Raw genomic sequence first — 23,671 nt, forward strand, 5'->3', positions numbered from 1 at the left:
CCACTCCAGGGGGCTACCAGACCAGCTCGCCGCGCAGGAATGCGCGGCCTTCCGGGGTTTGCGGCGCTTCGAAGAAGCGGTCGGCCGGGGTGTGCTCGATGAGCCGGCCACCGTAAAGCAGCACGACGTCGTCGGCGAGGCGGCGCGCCTGGTTCAGGTCATGGGTGGTCATGACGATTCGCGTGCCGCGTCGGTGGAAGTCGACCACGGCGTCTTCCACGGCACGGATCGCGGCCGGGTCCAGCGCCGAGGTGGGCTCGTCCAGGAACAGCACCTCGGGGCGGGTGAGCCAGGCCCGGGCCAGAGCGAGTCGCTGCTGTTCGCCGCCGGAGAGCACCCGGGCCGGGCGCTTTTCCAGCGCGGCCAGGCCGAAGCGCGTCAGCGCCTCGCGCGCCAGTTCGCGGCGTTCGCCGCGGGGCGTGCCGGTGACGGCCAGGGCGTAGGTGAGGTTGTCCAGGGCGGTGCGTCGCAGAAGCACAGGCCGTTGGAAGACCATGGCCTGGCGGGGTGTTGCCCCGTCCCAATGCACCCCCCCGGCGCTGGGCGCGAGCAGGCCGTGGGCCAGGCGCAGCAGCAGGCTCTTGCCGGCACCGTTGGGACCCATCACCAGGGTGCGGCGACAGCCCGACAGGCGCAGGGTCAGCGGGTGCAGGAGCACCTGATTGCGATGGTTAACGCTCCCGCCTTCGAAGACCAGGGGCGCGATCCCGGTCGAGGTGGCAGCGCGTAGCATGTCGTTCATCCCAGCCTCCGGCGTGCGGTCTCGCCGACCAGGTGGGCGGCGGCGTTGACCAGCAGCACCAGCCCCAGCAGCACCAGGCCGAGGCCCAGGGCCAGGGGCAGGTTGCCCTTGCTGGTCTCCAGCACAATGGCGGTGGTCATCACCCGAGTGACGCCGTCGATGTTGCCGCCGACGATCATCACCGCGCCCACCTCGGCGCTGGCGCGGCCGAAGCCGGCCAGTAATACCGTGAGCAGCGAGAAGCGGGCGTCCCACAGCAGGGTGGGCATCATGCGGGGCCGGGAGACCCCCAGCGAGCGGAGCTGGTCGCGGTACTCGCCGTGGAGCTCCTCGATCTGCTGGCGGGTCAGGGCCGCGATGATCGGCAGGATCAGGATCACCTGGGCGATCACCATGGCGGTGGGGGTGAAGAGCAGGCCGAGCGGGCCCAGGGGACCGGCTCGGGAGAGCAGCAGGTAGACGGTGAGACCCGCCACCACCGGCGGCAGGCCCATCAGGGCATTGAGCGCCACCACGATGGCGCTGCGGCCGGGAAAGCGCCACAGGGCCAGGGCCGCGCCCAGTGGCAGCCCGATGAGGGCGGCGATCAGCACCGCGGTCAGCGAGACCTGCAGTGACAGCGCCACGATGCCGAGCAGCACCGGGTCCATGCCCAGGATCAGGGCCAGGGCGGTCTGAAAGGCATTGGCATCACTGGGCATCGCGACCTCCTGTTGTGTCTGGTTGCATGATGGACGTTTGCCGGGTGAATCGCATCCAACGGTGAAAGTCATGCCGTCACGGGCATCCTAAAGCGACTGGCCACGTCGAGGCGCCGATTCAGGGGCTGATGGCCTTACCCGTGAGCCGCGCGTCAGTGAGCGAACCGAGACACTGGGGGGCTACGACGTCAGTGGGCTGGGCGAGGTGGTCTTCAATGCGTGATGGGTCGGAACGAAGCCGGGGGTTCCGCCGTGGCCTTGGAGTCGCTGGCGGATCCGCAAGGATGGGTTCCTGTCACCGGTTCCTGCCGTCAGTCTCTCCCAGCCGGAGCATATGATAAATCGCCCGCCACAGCGTCCAGGCGTCTCGCCAGTGCGACGAGACCTCCACATGCCCGAGCCCGCCGGCCGCAAAGAGTCGCGCCTGGCGGGAGGGGAGGGCATCCCGAAGGCGTCGCGAGTGGCTGATCGGAATCACCCGGTCGTCGGGGCCGTGAACCAGCACCAGCCGCGCCGTCAGGGCATCGAGATCCCGCGAGGCGAGATTCAGGGCGTCGAACTGGAGGAGCAGTGAGGGGGGCAGGGCCTCGAGCAGCGGCGTCACCCGTGCCGGGTCGGTGTTGGTCACCAGCGCGTAGAGCGCCTTTCCCTCGGGACCCAGGCCGGCCACGCCGGAGTCGGGCGCCTCGAAGCTCTCCTCGCTGTTCCCGAGGCGACGCCGCGCGATGATGTCCAGGCGCTGCCGATCCTCGGCATCCGCCAGGTGGTGGAGCTGGCTGCGCAGCAGGGCCCAGCGCAGGTCACTCTGGGGGGGCGGCGCCCGGCGACCGGCGCCACCGCGATCCTCCCCGGTGGTGGCATAGCGCAGCAGGTCGGTCAGGTCGTAATAGCCACCCACGGCGATCACGAAGCGTACCCGGTGGGCGGTGTCCGGCTGCATGGCGGCAAGCAGCGCCGGCCCGGTGGCGAAGCTGATGGCGGCGAGCGCCGGGCCTTCCTCGCCCATGGGTAACTCGGCGGCGGCGTGGCGAATGGCATCGGCGATGCCTTGAGCTTCGCGAGTACCGACCGAGAAGTCACGCAGGCCGTCCAACTCCGGCACCAGCACCGTGAAACCGGCTCGTGCCAGGGTGCGGGCGAAGGCCATCAGGCGCGGGTCCCGTCGGCCCTCGTCGGTGAGGCCATGCACCAGGACCAGGCTTCCCCGGCGTGATATCGCCGGGTGGTAGAGATCCGCCACATAGTCGCGCCCCTCCACGGCGTAGGCGAGTCGCTCACGGTCGGGAGTTTGGGTACGCTGCTTTAGCCGGCTCGGCGCGTCACCGGCTGCCAGGTCGCCGAGCACCAGCAGGGCCTCGTGCTGGCGTTCCAGTGCGCTGCAGCCGGTCAGCAGCAGGCCGAGAAGCAGGCCCGGAATCAGCCGAAGGAGGCCACGCCGGCGGCGTTCATCGTTCTCTCGCAAGCATCTTCCCCTGTCAGGCGCCGCGCTCCATCGACGCCTCGCTGATCCATCGGAGCAGGGCGGCGGTTACCCCGTCAGGGCCGGCCGGCCTTCACGCTACAGCGTAGCTGCCCTGACGGTCATGGATTCAAAATGACCCCACCAGGGTGCCCAGGGTGATCAGGAACACCAGCGAGATGACCGGGATCAGCACGGCCACCACCGCGATATCGAGGTAGGCCTGGCGGTGCGTCAGCCCGCAGATGGAGAGCAGCGTGATTACCGCGCCGTTATGCGGCAAGGCATCCAGCCCGCCGGTGGCCACCGCCGTGACCCGGTGCATCAGTTCCGGGGCGATGCCGGTGGCCTGGCCCATGGCCAGGTAGGTATCGCCCAGCGTGGAGAGGGCGATGCTCATGCCGCCGGAGGCCGAGCCGGTCATGCCGGCCAGCAGGTTGACCGCAATGGCCAGCGAGATCAGCGGATTGTCGCCACCCACCGAGGTGACCCAGAGGCTGATCGTCTCGAAGGCCGCCAGGGACGCAATCACCGAACCGAAGCCGACCAGGCTGGCCGTGTTGAAGATCGGCAGCAGCGAGGCATTGGCGCCGCTGTCCAGGGTGGTGGTGAGGTCCCCCAGGCGCTTCAGATTGGTGGCGATGAGGACCCCGATGGCGATCACCAGGGCGGCGATCACCGACCAGACGCCGCGCACCGACTCGATACTGGTGGCGCCAAAGGTGGGCTCGGCGAGATACCCGGTGTCCATGGCCGGGATCACCACCGCCGTGAACAGCAGGTTCAGGGCGATGACCAGCACGATAGGCAGCAGCGCCAGGGTCATGGGGGGCAGGTCGCTGGCCGGCTCCCGGGCAGTGACCTCGGCCAGATCGAAGCCTTCGCCGGACGCGTGTTCGCGCAGGTGAGTGGCCGGCGGGCCCTCACCCTGGTGGTCGCCGTAGCCCTCGCCGGCCACACGCGCCTGGCTCGCCCGACGGCTCAGCCATACCTGCCCCAGCCCCAGCATGACCAGGCCGGTGAGGATGCCGAGCCCCGGGGCGGCAAACGGCGAGGTGCCGAAGTAGGGCATGGGAATGGCATTCTGGATGGCCGGCGTGCCCGGCAGGGCCGTCATGGTGAAGGTGAAGGCCCCGAGGGCGATGGTGCCGGGAATCAGCCGCTTGGGCAGGTTGGCCTTGCGGAACAGCGCCGCGGCGATCGGGTAGACCGCGAAGGCCACCACGAACAGCGAGACGCCCCCGTAGGTCATCACCGCACAGGAGAGCACCACCGCCAGGATGGCGCGGGTGTCGCCCAGGCGCTCGACGATGGCGCTGGCCAGCACCTCCGCGCTGCCCGAATCTTCCATCAGCTTGCCGAACACCGCCCCCAGCAGGAACAGCGGGAAATAGCGGAAGATGAAATCACTGGCGGCACCCATGAAGACCTGGGTGTAGCTGGCGAGCAAGGGGGTGTCGACCGAGACCAGGGCCACCAGCACGGCCAGCACCGGGGCCAGGATCAACAGGCTGATTCCACGATAGGCCAGATACATCAACAGCAGCAGCGCGATGGCGATCGCCGAGATACCGATCATCGGGCGTTCCCTTCGTCAGTGGCTGGATCGTTCCGTCTGGTGTTGTTCGTTGCCATACCCGCTCCTGGTCATCCGTGAATGCTGCGGTGCAGTGTAGGCGTCCAGGTGGCAGTTGTCTCCTTCACGGCGCCGATCAATGGCAACCGTTTGTGGTGCCGGTCGGTGGTGCCGGTCGGTGGTGACGGTCGGTGGTGACGGTCAATATGGCGTGGCGGGTCGTCGGGGCCGTTCAGCACAGACGGCTGCCAAGCAGCAGCTGCGCGGCGTCAAGGCTCTGCCAGCCCCACCACGTCAGTGCCAGGGCGCTGGCGGTAAGCATAGCGGCGGCGAACGACAGCAGGCTGGAGCGGCTCATGCCTCGACCCCCGTGGGGGCGGGGCGGCTGACCGGCCGCTCGTTGATGAACCAGTGCAGGGCGGCGGCCGCCACCGAGAGCAGGATGGCGATATTCCACACCACGGTGTAGTCGCCGTGGAGGTCGTACAAATAGCCCCCCAGCCAGACGCCCATGAAGGAGCCGAGCTGGTGGAAGAGGAAGACGATACCGCCCAGCATGGAGAGGTGCTGCACGCCGAATACCGAGGCGACGATGCCGTTGGTCAGCGGCACCGTGGAGAGCCACAGCAGCCCCATGGCAATGCCGAACAGGTAGGCGCTGGCAGGGCTAAGCGGGGTGACCAGGAAGAGGGTGATGACCACGCCGCGGATCAGGTAGAGCCAGGTGAGCAGCCGTGGCTTGGAGTAGCGCCCCCCCAGCCAGCCGGCGGCATAGGTGCCGACGATGTTGAACAGGCCGACCAGGGCCAGCACGGTGCTGCCCACTTGCACGGCGATGCCGCTGTCAAACAGGTAGCCGGGCAGGTGAACGCCGATGAACACCACCTGGAAGCCGCAGACGAAGAAGCCCAGGCAGAGCAGCCAGAAGCCGCGATGGTTGGCGGCTTCGTTTAGCGCGGCGCTCAGGCTGATATCGCTGGCCGCCTTGGCCGAGGGACGATCGCGGAGCATGGCCCCCAGGGGCAGCATCAGGGCGGCGATGGCCCCCATGGCCAGCAGCGCCGCCGACCAGCCCAGCCACCCCATCAGGCCCAGGGTGCCGGGCAGCATGGCGAACTGGCCAAAGGAGCCGGCGGCGCTGACGATGCCCATGGCCATGCTGCGCTTCTCCGGGGCCACGGCGCGGCCCACGGCGCCGAGGATGACCGAGAAGGTAGTACCGGATAGGCCCAGGCCGATCAGCACGCCGGCGGAGAGGGTCATGCCCAGCGCCGACTCCGAGATACCCATGAACAGCAGGCCCAGGGCATAGAGGGCGCCGCCCACCACCACCACCCGGGCGGCGCCGTAACGGTCGGCGATTGCCCCGGCGAAGGGCTGGGAGAGTCCCCACAGCAGGTTCTGCAGAGCCAGGGCGAAGGCAAAGACGCCGCGGCCCCAGCCCAGCTCCGAGCTCATGGGCTCGAGGAACAGCCCGAAGCCGTGGCGCAGGCCCATGGCAAGGGTGACCACCAGGCCGCCAAGTATGATAATCAGCAGGGAATGGCGCCGCATGGCATCCATGTCAATCTCTCTATTTGCAGGCTAATGGATATCACTATGGCGCGTCTTGTTTCGATTGGCTAGCGCTTGAGCGCCGCTTCGAGAGTTGCCAGCCGGCCCGGCACCAGGGCGTCTTCCATCGCGGTGATGCGCAGCACATGGCCGAGTGCCGGGTCGGCGGGACGGGCGATCAGCTTGCCCTCGTCGAGCAGTGCCTGGTGCACACGCCCGGCCTGCTCGGCGCTGGCCAGGCGAAGGCCGACGAAATTGGTGCTGCTCGGCAGCACGTCGGCGCCCAGGGCGCGGAAATGCGCCGCCAGCCGCTCCCGTCGCTCGCGCACCGCGGCCACGTGGGCGTCGACCTCGTCGGAGTGGTCGAGCACCACCTCAGCGGCGGCCTGGGTCAGGGTCGACACCGCATAGTGGATCCTCACCTTCATCATCACCGCCAGCGTCTCAGGCTCGGCGATGGCATAGCCGACCCGCAGGCCGGCCAGGCCATGGGCCTTGGAGAGGGTACGCAGGCGTATCACCCCGGGCAGCACCCGCCGGCCGAACTCGCCGTCGGCATCCTCGCGGAAGTCGTGGTAGGCCTCGTCCAGCAGCAGCCAGCAGTCGTCGGGCAGCGCCTCGCGCAGGGCCTGCACGTCGGCGTCGCGGTGCAGGTGGCCGCCGGGGTTGTCCGGGTTGGCCAGGTAGACCAGCTGCGCGCCCTGCTCGCGGGCGGCAGCGGCCAGGGCATCGAGATCCGGCGCCAGACGCCCGGGCCCCTCGTCGTAGGGCACCTCCACCAGCCGGCAGCCCTGGCCCCGGGCGAAGTAGCCGAAGGTGGGGTAGGTGCCGGTGGTGCTCACCACCGGCACGCCGGGTTCGGCCACGGCGCGCAAGGTCAGCGCGATCAGACTGTCGGCGCCGGCGTCCACCAGCATCGCCTCCAGGGGAATGCCCTTCTGCTCGGCCAGGCGCCGCCGGATGCCCAGCGCCTCGGCGTCGCCGTAGCTGTAGACGTGGGCCGCCATGGCGTCGCCGAAGTGCGCGCGCAGGGCGCGGTGGGGCATGTCGAGCCCCTCGTTGGAGCCGAGCTGGTGGGGGATCTCGCGGCCCAGGCGGCGTTCCAGCACACGCACGCCGGGGAAGGGGTTGTGGGGGCCGTCACCGGTCAGGTGGTGGGGAAAGCGGGGCATGCAGAACTCCCGGTCAGTCGTCGTGTAAGGGTGTCAGGTATTGAGCTGGTAGGTCAGCCAATCGGTGCGGGTGGCGTGGCGGTCATAGACGCCGCGGGCCCGGTAATTGTCCTCGCGGGTGATCCAGCGCACGAAGGGCCACCCCTGGCGGCGCGCTTCCTCGCCCAGGGCGGCCAGCATTTCGTCCACGGCGCCGCTGCCGCGATGGGCGGGCTCCAGGAAGAGGTCGTCCAGGAAGCCGATGGTGGTGCCGCGCAGCGGCGATGGCATCGCGCGAAAGTGCATCAGGCCGATGGCCTCGCCGTCTTCGGTGCGGGCCAGCAGGCTCTGCAGCGGGGCGTCCGTGGACTGTATCCATCCCCATACGGTATCAAGGATCGTGTCGTCCATGGGCAAGCCGTAGTACTCGGCATAGCCGCGATAAAGACGCTCCCAGTCGGCGCGATCGGCGCCCTGCGGCACGGTGAGTGTAATGGTCATGGAGTTGTCCTCTTTTGTAGCATCACGATCGCCACGGCGGCCAGCGTCAGCAGCAGGGCGAGGAACACCTTGGCGCTCAACGGCTCACCCAGCAGCAGGATGGCACTGGATACGCCAACGGTCGGGATGATCAGGGTGCTGATGGTGGCCTGGGCGATGGTCAGCCGGTTGACGTTCATGAACCACAGCATCTGGGCCAGGGTGATCGAGAACAGCAGGTGATAGCCCAGGGCCAGCCAGGTGCTTGCCTGCCAGGACGCCGGAGGGGACGGTGACTCCCACGCTACCATCATCACGATCATCGGCACCGCGCAGATCACGAACTGCCAGCCGGTGATCACCACCGCGTGGCTCTGCCAGACGCCGCGCTTCTTGATCAGCACCGTCCCCGCTGCCCAGGAAAGCGCCGCACCCAGCATGATCAAGGGCCCCGTCAGCCCCTGGGGGCCGCCGGCCAGCGCGGCGGGGCCCAGGAGCACCAGCAGGCCCGCCTGGCCGCACGCCAGGCCCAGCCATTGGCGGTGGGTGATGCGCTGGCCCAGCAGCCACCAGCCCAGCAGCAGGGCCCAGCAGGGCATGGTGAAGGCGATGATGGCGGCCTGGGAGGTGGGCATCCTGAGCTGAGCGAAGGCCGTGGCCAGGTTGAAGCCGAGGATGGTGAAGAGCCCAGTGGCGATGAGCCAGGGCCACTCGTCGGCCGGCACGCGCAGTGGCAGGCGCCGCCAGCGGGCCCAGCTCAGCAGCAGCAGCGCCCCCGTCGAGAAGCCGATCGCCCGCAGGGTGAAGGGCGGTACGTCCATCAGGATGAAGCGCACCGCCGGCCAGTTGCCACCCCAGAACAGCCCGATGGTGGCAATCAGCAGCAGCGCCGACAGTCGTCGGCTTTGTCGCAGTCGGACAAGGTGGTCGCGGGCAAGGGTCAGGTTCATGGACTGGCGTCCGGCAGGACCTTGTGACGGTTCAGCAGTCCCTTCGGATCCAGCGCCTCCTCCAGCGCCCGGGAGAACTGGGCCGCGTGGGCCTCCGGGTCGGTACCCAGGGACTCCAGGATCACGTAAAAGGGGGCGTCGGTCTTAAGCGGCGGCGAGTGTCGGCCGCTCTGTTCGGTGAGCAGGCGGTAGTGGCTCTGCCACATGGCCTTGAAGGCCGCCAGGCTGCCGCCCAGTGCACGGCCCATGTGGCCCAACAGCCCGGTCAGCGCCGAGAAGCTCGGGCAGGCGACCAGCGCCATTTGCACATCCGGGGTGGGAGGCTGAAGGCGCAGCAACGCGCGGGTGACGATGTCCAGGGTGCCTTCGCTGCCGATGAAGAGCTGCTTGAGGTCGAAGCCGGCGTTGTTATTGAGCATAGGGTTCATGGAACTCACCACGGTGCCGTCGGCGAGCACGGCCTCGAGCCCCAGCACCTGCTGGCGCATCATGCCGTAGCGAATCACGCGGATTCCACCGGCGTTAGTGGCGATGTTGCCGCCGATGGTGCAGCTGCCCCGTGCGCCCAGGTCGAGGGGAAACTGGAGCCCGGCTTCCTCGGCGGCCTCCTGGACGCGCTGCAGCGGGGCGCCGGCCTGGGCGGTCAGGGTAACGCCCACCGGGTCGACCGCCTCGATGGCGGTCATCCGCTCCAGTGAGATCACCAGCTCCTCCGGGGCGGCCACTGCGCCGTGCACCAGCCCGGTCAGGCCGCCATGGGTTACCACCGGCTGGTTGGACGCATGGCAGGCGCGCATCACCGCGGCCAGCTCCTCGGTGGAGCCGGGGCGCAGGATGGCGCTGGCGCGACAGGGCGTCCCGGTGAGCCAGTCGACCCGGCGTGCCGCCACGTCATCACCGACCAGCACATTGGCCAGGCCGATTCGCTCGGCGATCTCCTTCAGCAGGGCGTCCATTCGTTCCCTCGTCTTTTTGTCGGGCCTCTTGTCGAGCCCCCTGTCAGGCATCGGCGAGCTCGTGCTCGCGACCGGGGATGGCGTCGAGCAGCTGGCGGGTATAGGCCTCTTGCGGGGCCAGGAAGACATCCCGTGCCGGTCCCTGCTCGACGATGCGGCCATGCTGCATGACGATGATGCGGTCGCAGATCTGGGCGGCGACCCGCAGGTCATGGGTGATGAAGAGAAGCGACAGCGACAGCTTCTGCTTGAGGTCCTCGAGCAGCTCGAGGATCTCATCGAGGCCATGGCGGCGTTTCAGCCCGAAGCCCTGGTGATCTCGCTGGGCCTGGACGCCCATCGCCAAGATCCGCTCGCCGGACTGGCGCTGGAAACCGAGGACTTCGAACTGTTAGGGCGGCGTCTGTCGAAGCTTGCCCTACCGACGGTTATCGTTCAGGAAGGTGGCTACCCGACTGACTATCTCGGCAATAACCTGGCAGCCTTCCTATCCGGGTATGGTGTTGGGTGAGAGCGGCTCACTCATCGTCGTCGCGAAGCACCGTGAAGGGCGACCACTGTTGGCACAGCGGGGCGACCTCGAGCCGGGTGATGTTGACGTGGGGCGGTAGCTCGGCGATGTGCAGGGCCTGCTCGGCCACGTCGCGGGGCTGCAGCGCTCGGGTGCCGCGGTAGTAGTCGCCGACCACCGAGGCATCGCCCTTCATGCGCACCAGGGTGAACTCGCTCTCGGTCATGCCCGGGGCCAGGTCGGTGACGCGCACCCCTTCGGCGCTGACGTCGCAGCGCAGGTTGTAGCTGAACTGCTCGACGAAGGCCTTGGTGGCGCCATAGACGTGGCCGCCGGGGTAGGGGGTGTGGCCGGCGATGGAGCCGATGTTGATCACCGTGGCCCCGGGGCCGGCCTCGATCAGGCGCGGCAGCAGCAGGCGGGTCACGTTGATCAGCCCGGTGATGTTGGTATCGATCATGCGGTGCCAGTCGGCGAGGTCGGCCGCCTGGGCCGGCCCCTTGCCCAGGGCCAGGCCGGCGCTGTTGATCAGCACCTTCACGGCGGCGAAGGGGGCCGGCAGGGCGTCGATGGTGCGGGCCACGGCGTCATGGTCGGTGACATCGAGCGCGGCGACATGCACCGGCACCCGCTGGCCGAGGGTCTGCCGAAGGGCATCGAGCCGCTCATGGCGGCGGCCGGTCAGGACCAGCGACCAGCCTGCCTCGGCGAAGCAATGGGCACAGGCCTCGCCGATGCCCGAGGTGGCGCCGGTGATGAAGGCGACGGAACTGGCTTCGTGCATGGTGAAATCTCCAGGCGTTAGACGGGTGACGGTGGGGGTGATTCGAATGAGAGACCCGCACCGGTGAAGGGGCATATCCTCCTTTGGTCGCATCCCTTAAGGCCCTGGCCGACACGCCGCGTCACATCACGCTATCGTTTGACATCGTCACTGACGAAGCCTGCCTTCTCCAACCTCGATTTGAGCAATCTCGGGGCTTGCCCCAGGATCAGGCTTGCGGAGCCGCCGGTCGCGCGGTAGCAACCCATAACGATAATTACTCCGGGAGAACGTCATATGCGCAAGATGCTACTTGCCACTTTCGCCAGCCTGGGTCTGGCCGCGGCCGCCCCCTTTGCGTTGGCCAGCACCATCGAGATCCAGGTCAATAACACCATGAGCGAGGGTGGCTCCGAGAGTGCCGCCGTGGAGCGCTTCGCCGAGTACCTCGAGGAGCAGGCTCCCGGGCGCTTCAACGTCCGGCCCTTCCTGGCCGGCTCTCTGGGCGGGGAGAACGCAGTGCTCGAGCTGCTCAATCTGGGCCAGACCCAGCTCTCTATCACCGGCGGCAACTGGCGCCAGCAGTACGCGCCGGAGTATGACGCCATCACCGTGCCCTTCGTCTTCTCAACCTGGGATGAAGTGGATGCCTACATGGAGAGCCCCTCCGGCCAGAGGCTGGTCGAGATCGCGGAGGAGAAGGGGGGGATCAAGTACTTCGGTACCCAGCACCGTGGCCCCCGCCACATGACCGCCAACAAGGCCATCCATTCGCCCGAGGACCTGCAGGGCTTCCGCCTGCGCCTGCCGTCTCTGCCCGTGTGGCTCCAGGTGTGGGAGGAGATCGGCGCCACGGTGGTGAACGTGCCGGCGCCGGAGATCTACCTGGCCATGCAGACCCGGCAGGTGGACGGCCACGAGAACTCCCTCTCGTCTCCCTACACCCGGCGCCTATGGGAGGTGCAGGACCACATCATCCTTACCAGCCACGTGCAGTTCCCCTGGAACTGGGTGGCCAGCAAGCGCTGGTGGGAAGGTCTCGAGGCCGAGGACCAGGCGCTGATTGCCGAGGCGATCGAGGTGGCTCGCCAGCATGGCACCGAGCGCGAGCGCGAACTCGACGAGTTCTACCTCGAGGAGTTGCAGAAGGAGGGCATGACCATCATCGAGCCTGATGTTGCGGCCTTCCGCGAAGCAGCCATGCCGGCCATCGAACGCATCATGTCCGAGATGGCCGACGGCGTGATGGATGATGCGTTGGGCACCGACGACTGAGTGCATTCGCACAGGTGATATGACGATACCGGCGGCGCCCCCTGGGGCGCCGCCGTGCTGTCCCCGGGAATTGTCGAGGAGTCATTCGTGCTAGAAGAAACCGGGATACCGCAGGGCCTTGTGGACCGCCTGGCCTACTGGCTGCTGCGCGGGCTGACTCTGGTCTGTGATGCGGTGGGCGTGCTGCTGCTGGCCGGCATCCTGCTGCTCATCGTGGCGGCCGTGATCGCCCGTGACTTCATCGGACTCGGGATGCCCTGGACCGAAGAGGTGGCCTCCCTGCTGGCCATCTACGCTGTTGGCATCGGATCGCTCTCGGCCTTGGTGCGCGGCGAGCATTTGCTGGTGGATCTGTTCAGTCATCGCATGTCACGGCTGGCACTGGACATTCAGTATCGCCTCAATGCGCTGCTTTCCTGCGGGTTCTTCGCGCTGGCGGCCTGGGGTGCCTGGGTCATGTCCGAGATGAGCGCCAACAACCGCACAGTGTCGCTGGGCATCAGCTTCAGCTATCTCTACTACGGCATCTTCATCGGCTTTGCCGGGATGACCTTGATCGCCGCCTGGCAGACCTTGCGTGGTCGTGTGGCCTGGGTGCCGGGCGGCAGCCGCGACGATGAGGAGTCTCGCTGATGGTGGAACTGGCAATCTTCGTGGGTGGCCTGCTGGCGCTGATGATCATCGGGCTCCCGGTGGTAGTAGCGATCGGTATCACCTCCTTCATCGCCCTGGCCGTGACCGGCAGCGGCGGCCTGCCGGTGGAGCTGATGTCGCTGCGCATGGTGCAGACCCTCAACAACTTCACCTTGCTGGCGATCCCGCTCTTCATCTTGGCCGCCAACATCATGAACACCGGCTCCACCACCACGCGGATCTTCGACTTCGCGACGGCCCTGGTGGGCTTCACCCGGGGGGGGCTTGGGCATGCCAACGTGGTGGCGAGCTCCATTTTCGCCACCATGTCGGGCACGGCGGTGGCCGATGCGGCCGGGCTCGGTAGCCTCGAGATCAAGGCGATGAAGGAGCGTGGCTATGATCTGGGCTATTCCACTGGGGTAACCGCGGCATCGAGCGTGATCGGCCCGATCCTGCCGCCCTCCATCGCCCTGGTGGTCTATGGCTGGCTGGCCAACGTCAGCATCGGGGCGCTGTTCATGGCCGGGGTCTTGCCGGGTCTGCTGATGGCGCTGTTGCTGATGGGCATGACAGTGTTCCTCGGCGCTAGTCGTCGCGTGGTGATGCCCGAGCCGACGCCCTTCGATGTCGGTGAGGTGCTGCGCACCGGGCGGCGCGCCATCCTGCCGCTGATGATGCCGCTGATCATCGTCGGCGGCATCTGGGGCGGCTTCTTTACGCCCACCGAGGCCGGCGCCGTGGCCTCCTTCTATGCGGTGATCCTGGGTGCGGTGGTCTACCGCGACCTGACCCTGAAGGCGCTCTACTTCTCCTTTCGCCGCACCCTGATGTTCAGCGTGGCGATCCTGCTGATCATCGCGGTGTCGAGCTTCTACGGCTGGATCCTGGTACGCATCGGTATCCCCCAGGCCCTGGCGGGTCAGGTGGCCAGTATCGACATGCCCACCGTCTTTCTGCTGCTGGCCTTCGCGCTCTTCTTCCTGCTGATCGGCTGCTTCATGTCGGTGGTGGAGAGCATCCTGATCTTCACGCCCATCGTGGTGCCGGCGGCCATGGCCGCCGGCCTGGATCCGATCCACTTCGGTATCGTCATGGTGATCACCCTGTCGGTGGGTGTCATCACGCCACCCTTCGGCAACGTGCTGTTCCTGATGGTGGGCATCACCCGGCTGCGCTACGGGCAGGTGGTGGCGGCGGTGCTGCCGTTCCTAATCCCCATCATCCTCTCCATCCTGATCCTGATCGCCGTGCCGCCGGTGGCGACCTGGCTCCCGGACCTGCTGGGTTACTGACGCCTGGGCGTCTTGTCTTGGACGGAGGATGGACCCATGGTAGAACCTCATGGTCACCGTCACGACACTCCGCCCATGCCCCATCTCGACCTGCGAGCCACCACCCTCGACCACGAACACGTGGACCATGCCCACGATTTCGACCAGCTGATCCTGGCCACCTGCGGGGTCACCGAGCTGGCCGTGGAGGGAGCGGGCGAGCGGATCACCGCCAGCCGGGGCTGCCTCATCCCCACCTCCAACCGCCATGAATACCTGGGCGATGGTCGCAACCGGACCCTGGTCCTCGATATTCCCCGCGGAAGCCTGGTCGCGCTGCGCGATGCCGAGCGCATCGAGCGCCTCTTCGAACGGCCGCGGTTCTTCAGCGTACCCCCGCCGCTCCATCAGCTGGCGGGCAGCCTGATGCAGCAGCTCGAGCAGTGCCCGGCCCTGCACAGCGAGATCGCCGCGCTGCTTCTGCGCGCCATCCATCTTCATCTGGTGAGCGAGCCGCTGGCCGGGGATGGGGGCTTTCCCCTGGCCCGGCGACCCTGCGAGCGTCTCGACCTGGCACGTCTGGAGGCCTGGGTGGATCGCCACCTGGCCGACGAGATCCGCGTCGAACAGCTGGCTGCCCTCTGTGCGCTGAGCGTGGGGCACTTCCACAGCCGCTTCCGCGAGATGACCGGTGCCACTCCCCAGGCCTACGTACAGCAGCGCCGGCTGCGCCACGCCCGGACCCTGGTCTGCCACAGCGATCTGAGCCTGGGCCATGTGGCTTCCCTGGTGGGCTTTCGCGACCAGGGAAGCTTCTCGCGGGCTTATCGGTGCCATTTCGGCACCACGCCCTCGGCCGATCGCCGCTCCTGCTGAACCTGTGCCGTAGTCTGGGCCAAAGGCTCCGCAGCCGCGGGCAAGCAGCCTCGCCTCGTTCGTCCTAGGCTTAGCGTCAGGGCGGTGCTTTTGGCATCGCTACTTCGCGAGCCATGCAACGAACAAATCAAAAGAGGCAGGCATCATGCGCAAGAGATCCCTTACCGGGCTGTTCGCCCTGGCGTCACTCCCCCTGGCCATGGCGGCTGCCCAGGCCCAGGCCAACGAGATGGCCATCGCCACCATCCTTCCCGAGAACATGAGCAACAACGAGGTCTATCCGGCGCTGGTGCACTTCAAGAACCTGGTGGAGACGCGCACCGACGGCGAGGTGACGGTATCGATCTTCGGCAACAGTCAGCTGGGCTCCGAGGTGGAGACGGCGCGAGAAGTTCAGGGTGGCCGCACCCTGCAATCCACCATCATCACCACCGGCGCCATGTCCTCCTACTACCCCGACTACCAGATGATGACGGCCCCCTTCATCTTCGATAACTGGCGCCAGGCCTGGGCCTTCTTCGACGGCGAGTGGTTCGCCGATTTCATGTCCGGCACCATCGAACAGACCGACATGCGCTACCTGGGCACCTTCGACGATGGCGGCGGTTTCGTGGCCTTCACCAACAACGAGCGGCTGATCCAGACCGTGGAGGACCTCGAGGGGCTCAATATCCGCACGGAGGAGAACCCGGGCCACGTCTCCATCATGCGCGCGCTGGGCGCTTCCGCCACGCCGCTGCCCTGGGGCGAGGTGATCACCGCCCTGGAGACCGGCCTGGCCGACGGCCAGTTCAACGCGCCGGTGCTCAACACTACTTTCAACTTCCACGAGGTGACCGACTACACCACCCTCACCGGCCACGTGTACAACAGCGCCGCCTGGCTGGTCAGCGAGGAGTGGTTTCAGAGCCTGACCGAGTCGCAGCAGGAGACGGTCGTCACCTCGGCCCGTGAGGCCATCGCCATCGGCCATGGCATGTCCGGTGCGCTGGCTACCGCCAGCTGGGAGGAGTCCTGCGCGACCTTCCAGGAGTGCTACATCATGCCCGCCGAGGAGCGCGCGCGGATGTCCGAGATTGCCACGCCCGCCTGGCGTGACTGGATCGTCAACGACTTCGGCCTCGACGGCGACCGCGTGGATGCCTTCCTCGAGGAGGTCGAGCGCGTTCGCGTCGAGGTGGCCGACTCCGACGTCGCCACCTACGGGCGTTGAACCGGAGGCTTTCATCGTCCTGCGCCCGGCCGGATTCCTGCCGGGCGCTTGCCTGAGGTGACGCCATGACCTTCCTTCACCCCCTGCGCCGCCTGAGCGATATCGTCAATCAGGTGGCGATTATCGTTTGCGTGGCCTGCGTGCTGACCATGCTGGGGATCTCGTTCACGGCCTTCGTCTACAAGCTGGCCACCGGCAGCACGCTGAGTTGGACCTACTCCCTGGCGCGGCTCTTCCTGCCCTGGATCGGCTTCCTGTCGATGACCATCTCCCTGCGCTACGGCGAGCACGTGGCCATGACGCTGCTGGTGCGCAGCCTGCCTCGCGTGCTGACCGTCATTGCCGCCACCCTCTGCATGATGGTCATCGGCCTGTTCGGGGCGCTGCTGCTCTGGTATGGCTGGGACTACTTCCAGGGTACCCGGCAGGTCTACATGGTCTCCGACCAGATTCGGATTCACGGCAAGTTCACTGCCATCGTGGTGCCGATCAGCGGCGCCATCATCCTGCTCCACCTGGTGCAGGGCTTCGACCTGCTGGAACATTTCATCGACGAGCGCGAGATGATCGACGAACTCATCGAGTCCACCGACGGGGAGAACCGCCCATGACGCCCGCGATTGTCGCCTTTATCGTCCTGCTGTTGATCGGTGCCCCGGTGGCAGTGGTGATGGCCCTCTCCGGCCTGGCTGGCGGCTATGCCATGGGCGGTGAGCGCATGCTCGGCATCATCGCCGATCGCATGTTTTCCGGCGTCTCCGGTTTTCTGCTCATCGCCGTGCCCTATTTCATCTTCACCGCCGAGCTGATGAATCAGGGCGGATTGACCCAGAAGCTGATCGCCTTCAACAATGCTCTGTTCGGCCGGATGCGCGGGGCGCTCTCCCACGTCAATATCTCCGTGTCGGTGTTCTTCGCCGGCCTGACCGGGGCGGCGATCACCGATACCGTGGCGATCGGCAAGATCATGATCCCGGAGATGAAGCGCCAGGGCTACGACGCCGAGTATGCCGCGGCCATCACCGCTTGCTCGTCGATCATCGGCCCGATCATCCCCCCCAGCGTGGTGATGGTGGTCTACGCGACCCTTCTGCGCGACATCTCGGTGATCGACCTGTTTGCCGGCGGCATCATCCCCGGCCTGCTGATGGCCCTGGCGCTGCTCGGGGTGAGCTTCTTCCTGGCCTGGAAACGGGGCTACCCCAAGCAGGCGCCCACCCCGCTGAAGATGGCGGCGCTCTCTTTCCTGATGGCGTTGCCGGCGATGATCGTGCCGCTGATCATCCTCGGTGGCATCCTCTCGGGGCTGACCACCATTACCGAGGCGTCGGGCTTCGCCGCCATCTACACGATCTTCATCGGCGTGGTCTTCTACCGCAACCTGACCTGGCGGAAGATCTGGAATGCTCTGGTGATCACGGTGCGCTTCTCAGGGGTGGTGTTCTTCCTGCTGGCCACCTCGGCGGTACTGGGCTGGTTCGTGACCCGTTCCGGCATCGCCCGCGACGCCGCCGGCCTGATCACCACCTTCAGCGACTCGACCTTCCTGCAACTGCTGCTGGTCTGCGTCCTGCTGATCGTGATCGGCACGGTGATGGACGTGCTGCCGGCCCTGGTAGTGGTGGCCCCGGTGCTGGTGCCGGCGATGATCCAACTGGGCGTTGACCCGCTGCACTTCGCCATCCTGATGATCGTGGTGCTCAACATCTCCAACGTCACGCCACCGGTGGGCATGACCTTGATGACGGCGGCGCGCATCGCCAACGTGCCCTTCGAACGGGCGATCATCGCATCGCTGCCGTTCTATGTGGCCTTCATCGTGGTCATCCTGCTGCTGGTCACCTTCCCGTCGCTCTCCACCTGGATTCCCTCGCTGCTGAAATGAAGGCCTGTTGTTATGAGGACTCATTATAAGGACTAGGACACGCTGATGAAGCTCTTCTATCACCCCGACCAGGAGCGCCATGCACCGGCCACCTTCCTGTTGCGAGGGCGGCTGGTGGACTCCCCCGAGGGGCCGGTGCGCGCCGAGCTGCTTTCCCGGGGACTGGCCGACATCGGACTGTCGCTGACGGCCCCCACCGAGCCCGACAGCCCGCGGCTGCGCGAGCGCCTGGCGCGGATCCATTCGCCCCGCTACCTGGCTTTCCTCGAGACCATCCACGCGCGCTGGCAGGCACTGCCCGATGCCGCCGAGGTGGTGGCGCCCAACGTGCATCCCTGCGGCGGTGGCCACCACTATCCACGCCATCCCGTGGGGCAGGTAGGCTGGCACATGCATGACATGGCCTGTCCAATGACCGCCGACAGCTTCGCCGGCATCCTGGCCAGCGCGGCCACCGCGGAGGCGGCGGCCGAGGCGTTGCTGGCGGGCGAGCGCCAGGCCTATGCGCTTTGTCGCCCTCCGGGCCACCATGCCGGGCCGGAGCGTGCGGGGGGCTTCTGCTTCCTCAACAACTCGGGCCTGGCCGCCACGGTGCTGCGCGAACAGCATGCCCGGGTGGCGATCCTCGACGTGGACCTGCACCACGGCAACGGTACCCAGGACCTCTTCTACGACCGCGGCGATGTCTGGACGGGGTCGCTGCACGTCGACCCGTCGGACTTCTATCCCTTCTTCTGGGGCGGCGCCGACGAGCGGGGCGAGGGCGAGGGGCTCGGTGCCAACGTCAACCTGCCGCTGCCGCTGGGCAGTGACGGGGTGGCCTTTCTCGAGACCCTGGAGCGCCTCATCGGGCGGCTGGAGGCCTTCCGGCCCGCTGCCCTGGTGGTGGCTCTGGGCCTGGATGCCCACCGCGACGACCCGCTGGCCGGCATGGCCCTGGAGACCGGTGACTTCACCGAGATCGGGCGGCGTCTGGCGGCCATCGACCTGCCCACGGTGCTGGTCCAGGAGGGGGGCTACCCCACCGAACACCTGAGCCACAACCTGGCCGCCTTCATGGGCGGCTATACCGCTGCCTGAGGGCAGTCCTTCATCGGTGCCATGCCGGCACCCCGCAAGCGAGAGAGACGCCATGACCGTCAGCTATCACGACAGCAATGCCCGCATGAGCCAGATCACCATCCACAACGGTACCGTTTACCTTGCGGGCCAGGTGCCTGGCGACGCCAGCGACATGCGTGGCCAGACCGAGCAGGTATTGGCGCGCATCGACGAACTGCTGGCCAAGGCGGGCACCTCCAAGGAGCACCTGATCGCCGCCCAGATCTGGGTCACCAGCATGGCCGAGTTCGACCAGATGAACGCCGCCTGGGACGCCTGGGTAACACCGGGTCGGCCGCCGGTGCGCGCTGCCATCGAGGCGAAGCTGGCCAAGCCGGAATGGAAGGTCGAGATCATGGTCACCGCGGCGCTTCCGGAGGCCTGACATGCGCATCATCAACGCGGAGCAAGTGGCGGCTTCGCTGCCCTGGAAGGCGCTGGTCGAGCGCCTCGCGGTTACCTTCCGCGAGGGGGTCGAGTCGCCGCCGCGCCACCACCATGCCATGCACCGACCCGACGGCGAGGCCACCATGCTGCTGATGCCGGCCTGGGAGCGAGAGGGCTACATCGGCGTGAAGATGGTCAATGTCTTCCCGCAGAACGCCGTGCATGGCCTGCCCGCCATTGCCGGCGTCTATCTGCTGAGCGAGGGCGCCCACGGGCGCCCCCTGGCCTGCATTGACGGCAGCGAGCTGACCCGCCGACGCACCGCGGCGGCCTCGGCCCTGGCGGCTCGCGAGCTGGCCCGGGAGGATGCCGAGAGCCTGCTGGTGGTGGGTACCGGCAAGCTGGCGCCCATGGTGATCGAGGCCCATGCGGCGGTGCGCCCCATCCGCCGGGTGCGCATCTGGGGGCGCAGCCGCGAGAAGGCCGAGGCACTTGCCGCTGAGTATGCCGACCGCTTCGACACTGCAGCGGTCACCGATCTGGAGGCCGCCAGCCGCGAGGCGGACCTGATCAGCTGCGTGACCCTCTCCACCGCGCCGCTGATTCGCGGTGCCTGGCTCAGCCCCGGCACCCACCTCGATCTGATCGGGGCCTTTCGTCCCTCCATGCGCGAGACTGATGCCGAGTGCCTGGTGCGCAGCGAGGTCTACGTGGACACCCATACCGGGGCCAGGGGCGAGGCGGGGGACCTGCTGCAGGCCGAGGACGAGGGGGTGTTCGCCTTCGACGAGGTCCGCGGTGAGCTCGCCGAATTGCTCAATGGCGAGGTGCCCGGGCGCTCGTCGGATGTGGCGATCACCCTGTTCAAGTCGGTGGGGGCGTCGCTGGAGGACCTGGCGGCCGCCATCGAGGTATGGGAGCAGCAGGAGCCGCATGGATGAGCGAGGCATGTCACGGCGCGGAGGGCAGCGGCTCGTCGGTGACCGGCTTCTTTTGGCATGAGCGCTGCTTCTGGCACGATCCAGGGGCCATCGGTGTCTTCTCGAGGCCGGGCGAGTTCCTGCAGCCGCAGCCGGCCTCGGAGAGCCCCGAGAGCAAGCGCCGGCTGAAGAACCTGCTGGAAGTCTCCGGGCTGATCGACGCGCTGGCGGTGCGCAAGCCCCCGCCGGCGGCCCATGAGGATCTCGAGCGCTTCCACACGGCGCGCTACCTGGCGGCCCTGGAGGCGGGCGACCGCGCCCGCGGCGGTGACGGCGGCGACTGCGCTCCCTATACGCCGGGCAGCCTGGCCGCAGCGCGCCAGTCCACCGGGCTGGCCATCGCCGCCGTGGAGGCGGTGGCCAGCGGCGAGCTGTCCCGCGCCTATGCACTGTGCCGCCCGCCGGGCCACCACGCCGAGGCCGGCCGGGGCCGCGGCTTCTGTCTGCTGGGCAATATCCCGGTGGCGGTGTTGCGAGCCCGAGCGCTCGGGCAGGTGCGGCGCGTGGCGATCCTCGACTGGGACGTGCACCACGGCAACGGCCAACAGTCGGCCTTCTATGCGGACCCGGAGGTGTTCACGGTGTCGCTCCACCAGGCGGGCAACTTTCCGCTGGAGACCGGGGACTTCCAGGAGCAGGGGGAGGGCGAGGGTCTCGGCGCCAACCTCAACCTGCCGCTGCCGCCCGGCTGCGGTCTCGGCGCCTACGACCACGCCATGACCGAGCTGGTGCTGCCGGCCCTGGAGGCCTTCGGCCCCGAGCTGATCGTGGTGGCCTGTGGCTATGACGCCTGCGCCAAGGACCCCCTGGGCAAGATGCTGCTCAACAGCAGCGCCTTCGCCCGCATGACGGCGCAGGTCATGGCGCTGGCCGAACGCATCTGCGGGGGGCGCCTGGTGATGGTTCATGAGGGCGGCTACTCGGAGGGCTATGTGCCGCTGTGCGGGCACGCGGTGATCCAGACCCTCGCCGGCAGCGAAATCCGGGTGCCTGACCCCCAGAACGATGAGATCGCCGCCTGGGCCTACCAGGCCCTGCAGCCCCACCAGCGTGAGCTGATCGACGGCTGGCGCGAGATCTGGGCCGCCGCCGGCCGGCTCTCTCCGACAGGAAACTCCCCTACAAGGAACCCCCGAGCATGACACCTCTCGATGATCGCGACGGCTGGATCTGGATGGACGGCGAGTGGCTGCCGTGGCGCGAGGCCCGGGTCCACGTGCTGACCCACACCCTGCACTATGGCATGGGCTGTTTCGAGGGGGTGCGCGCCTACGCGGGGCCCCACGGTAGCCACCTCTTCCGGGTGGCCGAGCACACCCGGCGGCTGGCCGACAGCGCCTACGCCCTGGACATGCCGCTGCCCTTCGACGAGACGGCACTGATCGACGCTCAGGGCGAGTGCCTGGCCAGGAACGCCCTGACCAATGCCTACCTAAAGCCCACGGTATTCTTCGGCTCGGAGGGGCTGGGGTTACGGGCCAGGGGGCTCTCCGTGCACGTGATGATTGCCGCCTGGGACCTGGGCGACTATATCTCGGCGGAGGCGGCGTCGATCGGCCTGCGCGCGCTGACCGCCTCCTGGGCGCGCCACCATGTGAACATCAGCCTGTGCCGGGCCAAGACCAACGGCCACTACGTCAACGCCATGCTGGCGCTCAACGCGGCGGTGAAGGCGGGCTTTGACGAGACGATCATGCTCGACCCGGAGGGCTATGTGGCCGAGGCCTCGGCGGCCAATGTCTTCCTGCTGCGCGACGGCGTGCTGCATACCCCCGAGGTGACCTCCTGCCTGCAGGGCATCACCCGCGACAGCGTGATCCGTCTGGCCCGCGAGGTGCTCGGCGTAGAGGTGCGCGAGCGGCGCATCACCCGCGACGAGCTCTACACCGCCGACGAGGCCTTCGTGACCGGCACCGCGGCGGAGATCCTGCCGCTGCGCGAGCTGGACGGTCGGCACATCGGTGGCCGGGCCGGCGCACCGCCGCCCGGATGGCCCATCGAAGCGGATTCTCTCACCGCCCGGCTGCAGCGACTCTATCGCCGAGTGGCTCGCGGCGAGCTCGACGGGGAGCTCGAGGCGTTTCGCGGCTGGTTGACGCCCGCCGGGGATTGATGCTGCGTTGAAGGCCTGTCTCACTGGCCGTGCTAGCCTGCGGCGATTCGGCCGGGAAGGGACGCCATGATCGATTCGCTGCTCGCGGGCACGCTGCTGACGTCGCTCCTGCTGGGCACTCTTTGGGGCGGGTTGGCCCTCGGCCACCAGTTGCCGGTCGCACGCGGCGTGCGATGGCTGGCCGTTCTGGTCTGGTTGGGGTCGGGGGGGCTCTGGTGCTTGCTGGTCTGGCAGGGCGCGCGGCTGGCGCCCCTGGCCGGCATGACGATACAGATGGTAACGCTGCTGGCCTGGTGGCGGCAGCTGCAACCCGCCATGGACCTCGACTGGGCCGATGACGTGGCGCACCTGGCCACCGGCGAGGTGGCGGGCCACCGCCTGATCCTCCACCATGTGCGGGACTTCGACTGGCAGACCCCGGACCGGGCGCGGATCGCCTGGGAGCAACGGGATTATGATCTGCGCGCCCTCGACAGCGTGGATCTGTTCGTTTCCGGCTGGGGGCGCCCCGGCATCGCCCATGTGCTGATCTCCTTCGGCTTCCTCGATCCCGGTACCGGTCGGCTTGACTTCTTGGCCTTCTCGGTGGAGGTCCGGCGCGAGCGCAACGAGGCGTTCTCGGAGATCGGCGGCTTCTTCAAGCAGTACGAACTGGCAATCATCGCCGCCGACGAGCGCGATGCCGTACGCCTGCGCAGCAACGTGCGTGGTGAGAGGGTGACCCTCTACCGGGTGTTGCTCAATGCGGCCGACCGGCGCGACCTGCTGCTGGCGCTGGTGGAGGAGGCCAATCGCCTAGAGTCGGCCCCGCGCTTCTATCACACCATCACTGCCAACTGCACCACCCTGGTGTTCGCCATGATGCGCCGGATCATCGAGAGACTACCGATGGACCATCGCCTGCTGCTCACCGGGTTGCTGCCGGGCTACGTGCATGACCACGGTGGCCTGGTCGAAGGTGTCTCACTGAGCGAGCTGAAGCGGCACGGGGACATCACCGAGCGGGCCCGCGTGGCCCACGATGCCGCTGATTTCTCGCGGTGCATTCGCCAGGGCGTGCCGGGCTGGGAGTGACGGCGGTGTGTGACAGG

General features: G+C 67.7%; 24 protein-coding genes and 2 pseudogenes. 14 read left to right on the forward strand and 12 right to left on the reverse strand.

What is annotated here, in order from left to right:
* Window positions 1-13: 13 nt before the first annotated feature.
* From ACR80S_RS10495 to ACR80S_RS10545, 11 genes and pseudogenes are all read right to left on the reverse strand, one after another.
* Window positions 14-742: an ATP-binding cassette domain-containing protein gene (locus ACR80S_RS10495; RefSeq protein WP_435399103.1), complete on the reverse strand. Its 729-nt coding sequence runs from the start codon at window positions 740-742 to the stop codon at window positions 14-16.
* Window positions 739-1,443, reverse strand: a complete 705-nt coding sequence (locus tag ACR80S_RS10500; RefSeq protein WP_435399102.1) for an ABC transporter permease — start codon at window positions 1,441-1,443, stop codon at window positions 739-741. The genes ACR80S_RS10495 and ACR80S_RS10500 overlap by 4 nt, the downstream gene beginning before the upstream one ends.
* Window positions 1,444-1,738: 295 nt before the next feature.
* Window positions 1,739-2,905, reverse strand: coding sequence for an alpha/beta hydrolase family protein (locus ACR80S_RS10505; protein WP_435403158.1), 1,167 nt, complete (start codon window positions 2,903-2,905; stop codon window positions 1,739-1,741).
* A gap of 127 nt (window positions 2,906-3,032) precedes the next feature.
* Window positions 3,033-4,481 (reverse strand): GntP family permease, encoded by a 1,449-nt coding sequence (locus tag ACR80S_RS10510; protein ID WP_435403159.1) that lies wholly within the window; start codon window positions 4,479-4,481, stop codon window positions 3,033-3,035.
* Window positions 4,482-4,710: 229 nt separating this feature from the next.
* Window positions 4,711-4,836, reverse strand: a complete 126-nt coding sequence (locus tag ACR80S_RS10515; RefSeq protein WP_435399099.1) for a hypothetical protein — start codon at window positions 4,834-4,836, stop codon at window positions 4,711-4,713.
* A complete protein-coding gene (locus ACR80S_RS10520; protein ID WP_435399098.1) occupies window positions 4,833-6,041 on the reverse strand; it encodes an MFS transporter in 1,209 nt (402 codons plus the stop codon). Before ACR80S_RS10520 ends, ACR80S_RS10515 begins: the two co-directional genes overlap by 4 nt.
* Window positions 6,042-6,100: 59 nt before the next feature.
* On the reverse strand, window positions 6,101-7,204 hold the full coding sequence (locus tag ACR80S_RS10525) for a pyridoxal phosphate-dependent aminotransferase (RefSeq protein WP_435403160.1): 1,104 nt from the start codon (window positions 7,202-7,204) through the stop codon (window positions 6,101-6,103).
* A 33-nt stretch (window positions 7,205-7,237) separates the two neighbouring features.
* A complete protein-coding gene (locus tag ACR80S_RS10530) occupies window positions 7,238-7,684 on the reverse strand; it encodes a GNAT family N-acetyltransferase (RefSeq protein WP_435399096.1) in 447 nt (148 codons plus the stop codon).
* Complete coding sequence (locus tag ACR80S_RS10535) at window positions 7,681-8,613, reverse strand: DMT family transporter (protein ID WP_435403161.1); 933 nt, start codon at window positions 8,611-8,613, stop codon at window positions 7,681-7,683. Before ACR80S_RS10535 ends, ACR80S_RS10530 begins: the two co-directional genes overlap by 4 nt.
* A gap of 47 nt (window positions 8,614-8,660) precedes the next feature.
* Window positions 8,661-9,569: pseudogene (locus ACR80S_RS10540) on the reverse strand (FAD-binding oxidoreductase); the annotation flags it as partial.
* A 43-nt stretch (window positions 9,570-9,612) separates the two neighbouring features.
* A pseudogene (locus ACR80S_RS10545) lies at window positions 9,613-9,846 on the reverse strand (microcin ABC transporter ATP-binding protein); the annotation flags it as partial.
* Between the two features lie 9 nt (window positions 9,847-9,855).
* Between ACR80S_RS10545 and ACR80S_RS10550 the strand changes: the two are divergent.
* Window positions 9,856-10,080 (forward strand): arginase family protein, encoded by a 225-nt coding sequence (locus ACR80S_RS10550; protein WP_435403162.1) that lies wholly within the window; start codon window positions 9,856-9,858, stop codon window positions 10,078-10,080.
* A 7-nt stretch (window positions 10,081-10,087) separates the two neighbouring features.
* Here the strand turns inward: ACR80S_RS10550 and ACR80S_RS10555 are convergent, their stop codons facing one another.
* Entirely contained in the window at window positions 10,088-10,864 is a 777-nt protein-coding gene (locus tag ACR80S_RS10555; RefSeq protein WP_435399092.1) for an SDR family NAD(P)-dependent oxidoreductase, read from the reverse strand.
* 276 nt (window positions 10,865-11,140) lie between these two features.
* Between ACR80S_RS10555 and ACR80S_RS10560 the strand changes: the two genes are divergently transcribed.
* The 13 genes from ACR80S_RS10560 (at window position 11,141) to ACR80S_RS10620 (ending at window position 23,654) form a co-directional block, all read left to right on the forward strand.
* A complete protein-coding gene (locus tag ACR80S_RS10560; RefSeq protein ID WP_435399091.1) occupies window positions 11,141-12,118 on the forward strand; it encodes a TRAP transporter substrate-binding protein in 978 nt (325 codons plus the stop codon).
* A gap of 87 nt (window positions 12,119-12,205) precedes the next feature.
* Complete coding sequence (locus ACR80S_RS10565) at window positions 12,206-12,751, forward strand: TRAP transporter small permease (protein WP_435403163.1); 546 nt, start codon at window positions 12,206-12,208, stop codon at window positions 12,749-12,751.
* Window positions 12,751-14,046 (forward strand): TRAP transporter large permease, encoded by a 1,296-nt coding sequence (locus ACR80S_RS10570; protein WP_435403164.1) that lies wholly within the window; start codon window positions 12,751-12,753, stop codon window positions 14,044-14,046. Before ACR80S_RS10565 ends, ACR80S_RS10570 begins: the two co-directional genes overlap by 1 nt.
* A 75-nt stretch (window positions 14,047-14,121) precedes the next feature.
* Window positions 14,122-14,901 (forward strand): helix-turn-helix domain-containing protein, encoded by a 780-nt coding sequence (locus tag ACR80S_RS10575; protein WP_435403205.1) that lies wholly within the window; start codon window positions 14,122-14,124, stop codon window positions 14,899-14,901.
* A 145-nt stretch (window positions 14,902-15,046) separates the two neighbouring features.
* Window positions 15,047-16,114, forward strand: a complete 1,068-nt coding sequence (gene dctP / locus ACR80S_RS10580; protein ID WP_435403165.1) for a TRAP transporter substrate-binding protein DctP — start codon at window positions 15,047-15,049, stop codon at window positions 16,112-16,114.
* A gap of 65 nt (window positions 16,115-16,179) precedes the next feature.
* Window positions 16,180-16,725, forward strand: coding sequence for a TRAP transporter small permease (locus ACR80S_RS10585; protein ID WP_435403166.1), 546 nt, complete (start codon window positions 16,180-16,182; stop codon window positions 16,723-16,725).
* A complete protein-coding gene (locus ACR80S_RS10590) occupies window positions 16,722-17,999 on the forward strand; it encodes a TRAP transporter large permease (protein WP_435399086.1) in 1,278 nt (425 codons plus the stop codon). Before ACR80S_RS10585 ends, ACR80S_RS10590 begins: the two co-directional genes overlap by 4 nt.
* A 45-nt stretch (window positions 18,000-18,044) precedes the next feature.
* On the forward strand, window positions 18,045-19,079 hold the full coding sequence (locus ACR80S_RS10595) for a histone deacetylase family protein (RefSeq protein ID WP_435403167.1): 1,035 nt from the start codon (window positions 18,045-18,047) through the stop codon (window positions 19,077-19,079).
* A gap of 52 nt (window positions 19,080-19,131) precedes the next feature.
* Window positions 19,132-19,485 (forward strand): RidA family protein, encoded by a 354-nt coding sequence (locus ACR80S_RS10600; protein WP_435399084.1) that lies wholly within the window; start codon window positions 19,132-19,134, stop codon window positions 19,483-19,485.
* Window position 19,486: 1 nt separating this feature from the next.
* Window positions 19,487-20,428 (forward strand): bifunctional Delta(1)-pyrroline-2-carboxylate/Delta(1)-piperideine-2-carboxylate reductase, encoded by a 942-nt coding sequence (gene lhpI / locus ACR80S_RS10605; protein ID WP_435403168.1) that lies wholly within the window; start codon window positions 19,487-19,489, stop codon window positions 20,426-20,428.
* Window positions 20,425-21,609 (forward strand): class II histone deacetylase, encoded by a 1,185-nt coding sequence (locus ACR80S_RS10610; RefSeq protein ID WP_435403169.1) that lies wholly within the window; start codon window positions 20,425-20,427, stop codon window positions 21,607-21,609. Before lhpI ends, ACR80S_RS10610 begins: the two co-directional genes overlap by 4 nt.
* The gene (locus ACR80S_RS10615) at window positions 21,606-22,580 is read left to right on the forward strand and encodes a branched-chain amino acid transaminase (RefSeq protein WP_435399081.1); all 975 of its coding nucleotides are present in this window, start codon (window positions 21,606-21,608) and stop codon (window positions 22,578-22,580) included. The genes ACR80S_RS10610 and ACR80S_RS10615 overlap by 4 nt, the downstream gene beginning before the upstream one ends.
* A gap of 66 nt (window positions 22,581-22,646) precedes the next feature.
* Window positions 22,647-23,654: an Lnb N-terminal periplasmic domain-containing protein gene (locus ACR80S_RS10620; protein ID WP_435403170.1), complete on the forward strand. Its 1,008-nt coding sequence runs from the start codon at window positions 22,647-22,649 to the stop codon at window positions 23,652-23,654.
* The last annotated feature ends 17 nt before the right edge of the window (window positions 23,655-23,671 follow it).

Source organism: Halomonas salsilacus (assembly GCF_051216275.1).
Taxonomy (GTDB): Bacteria; Pseudomonadota; Gammaproteobacteria; order Pseudomonadales; family Halomonadaceae; genus Halomonas.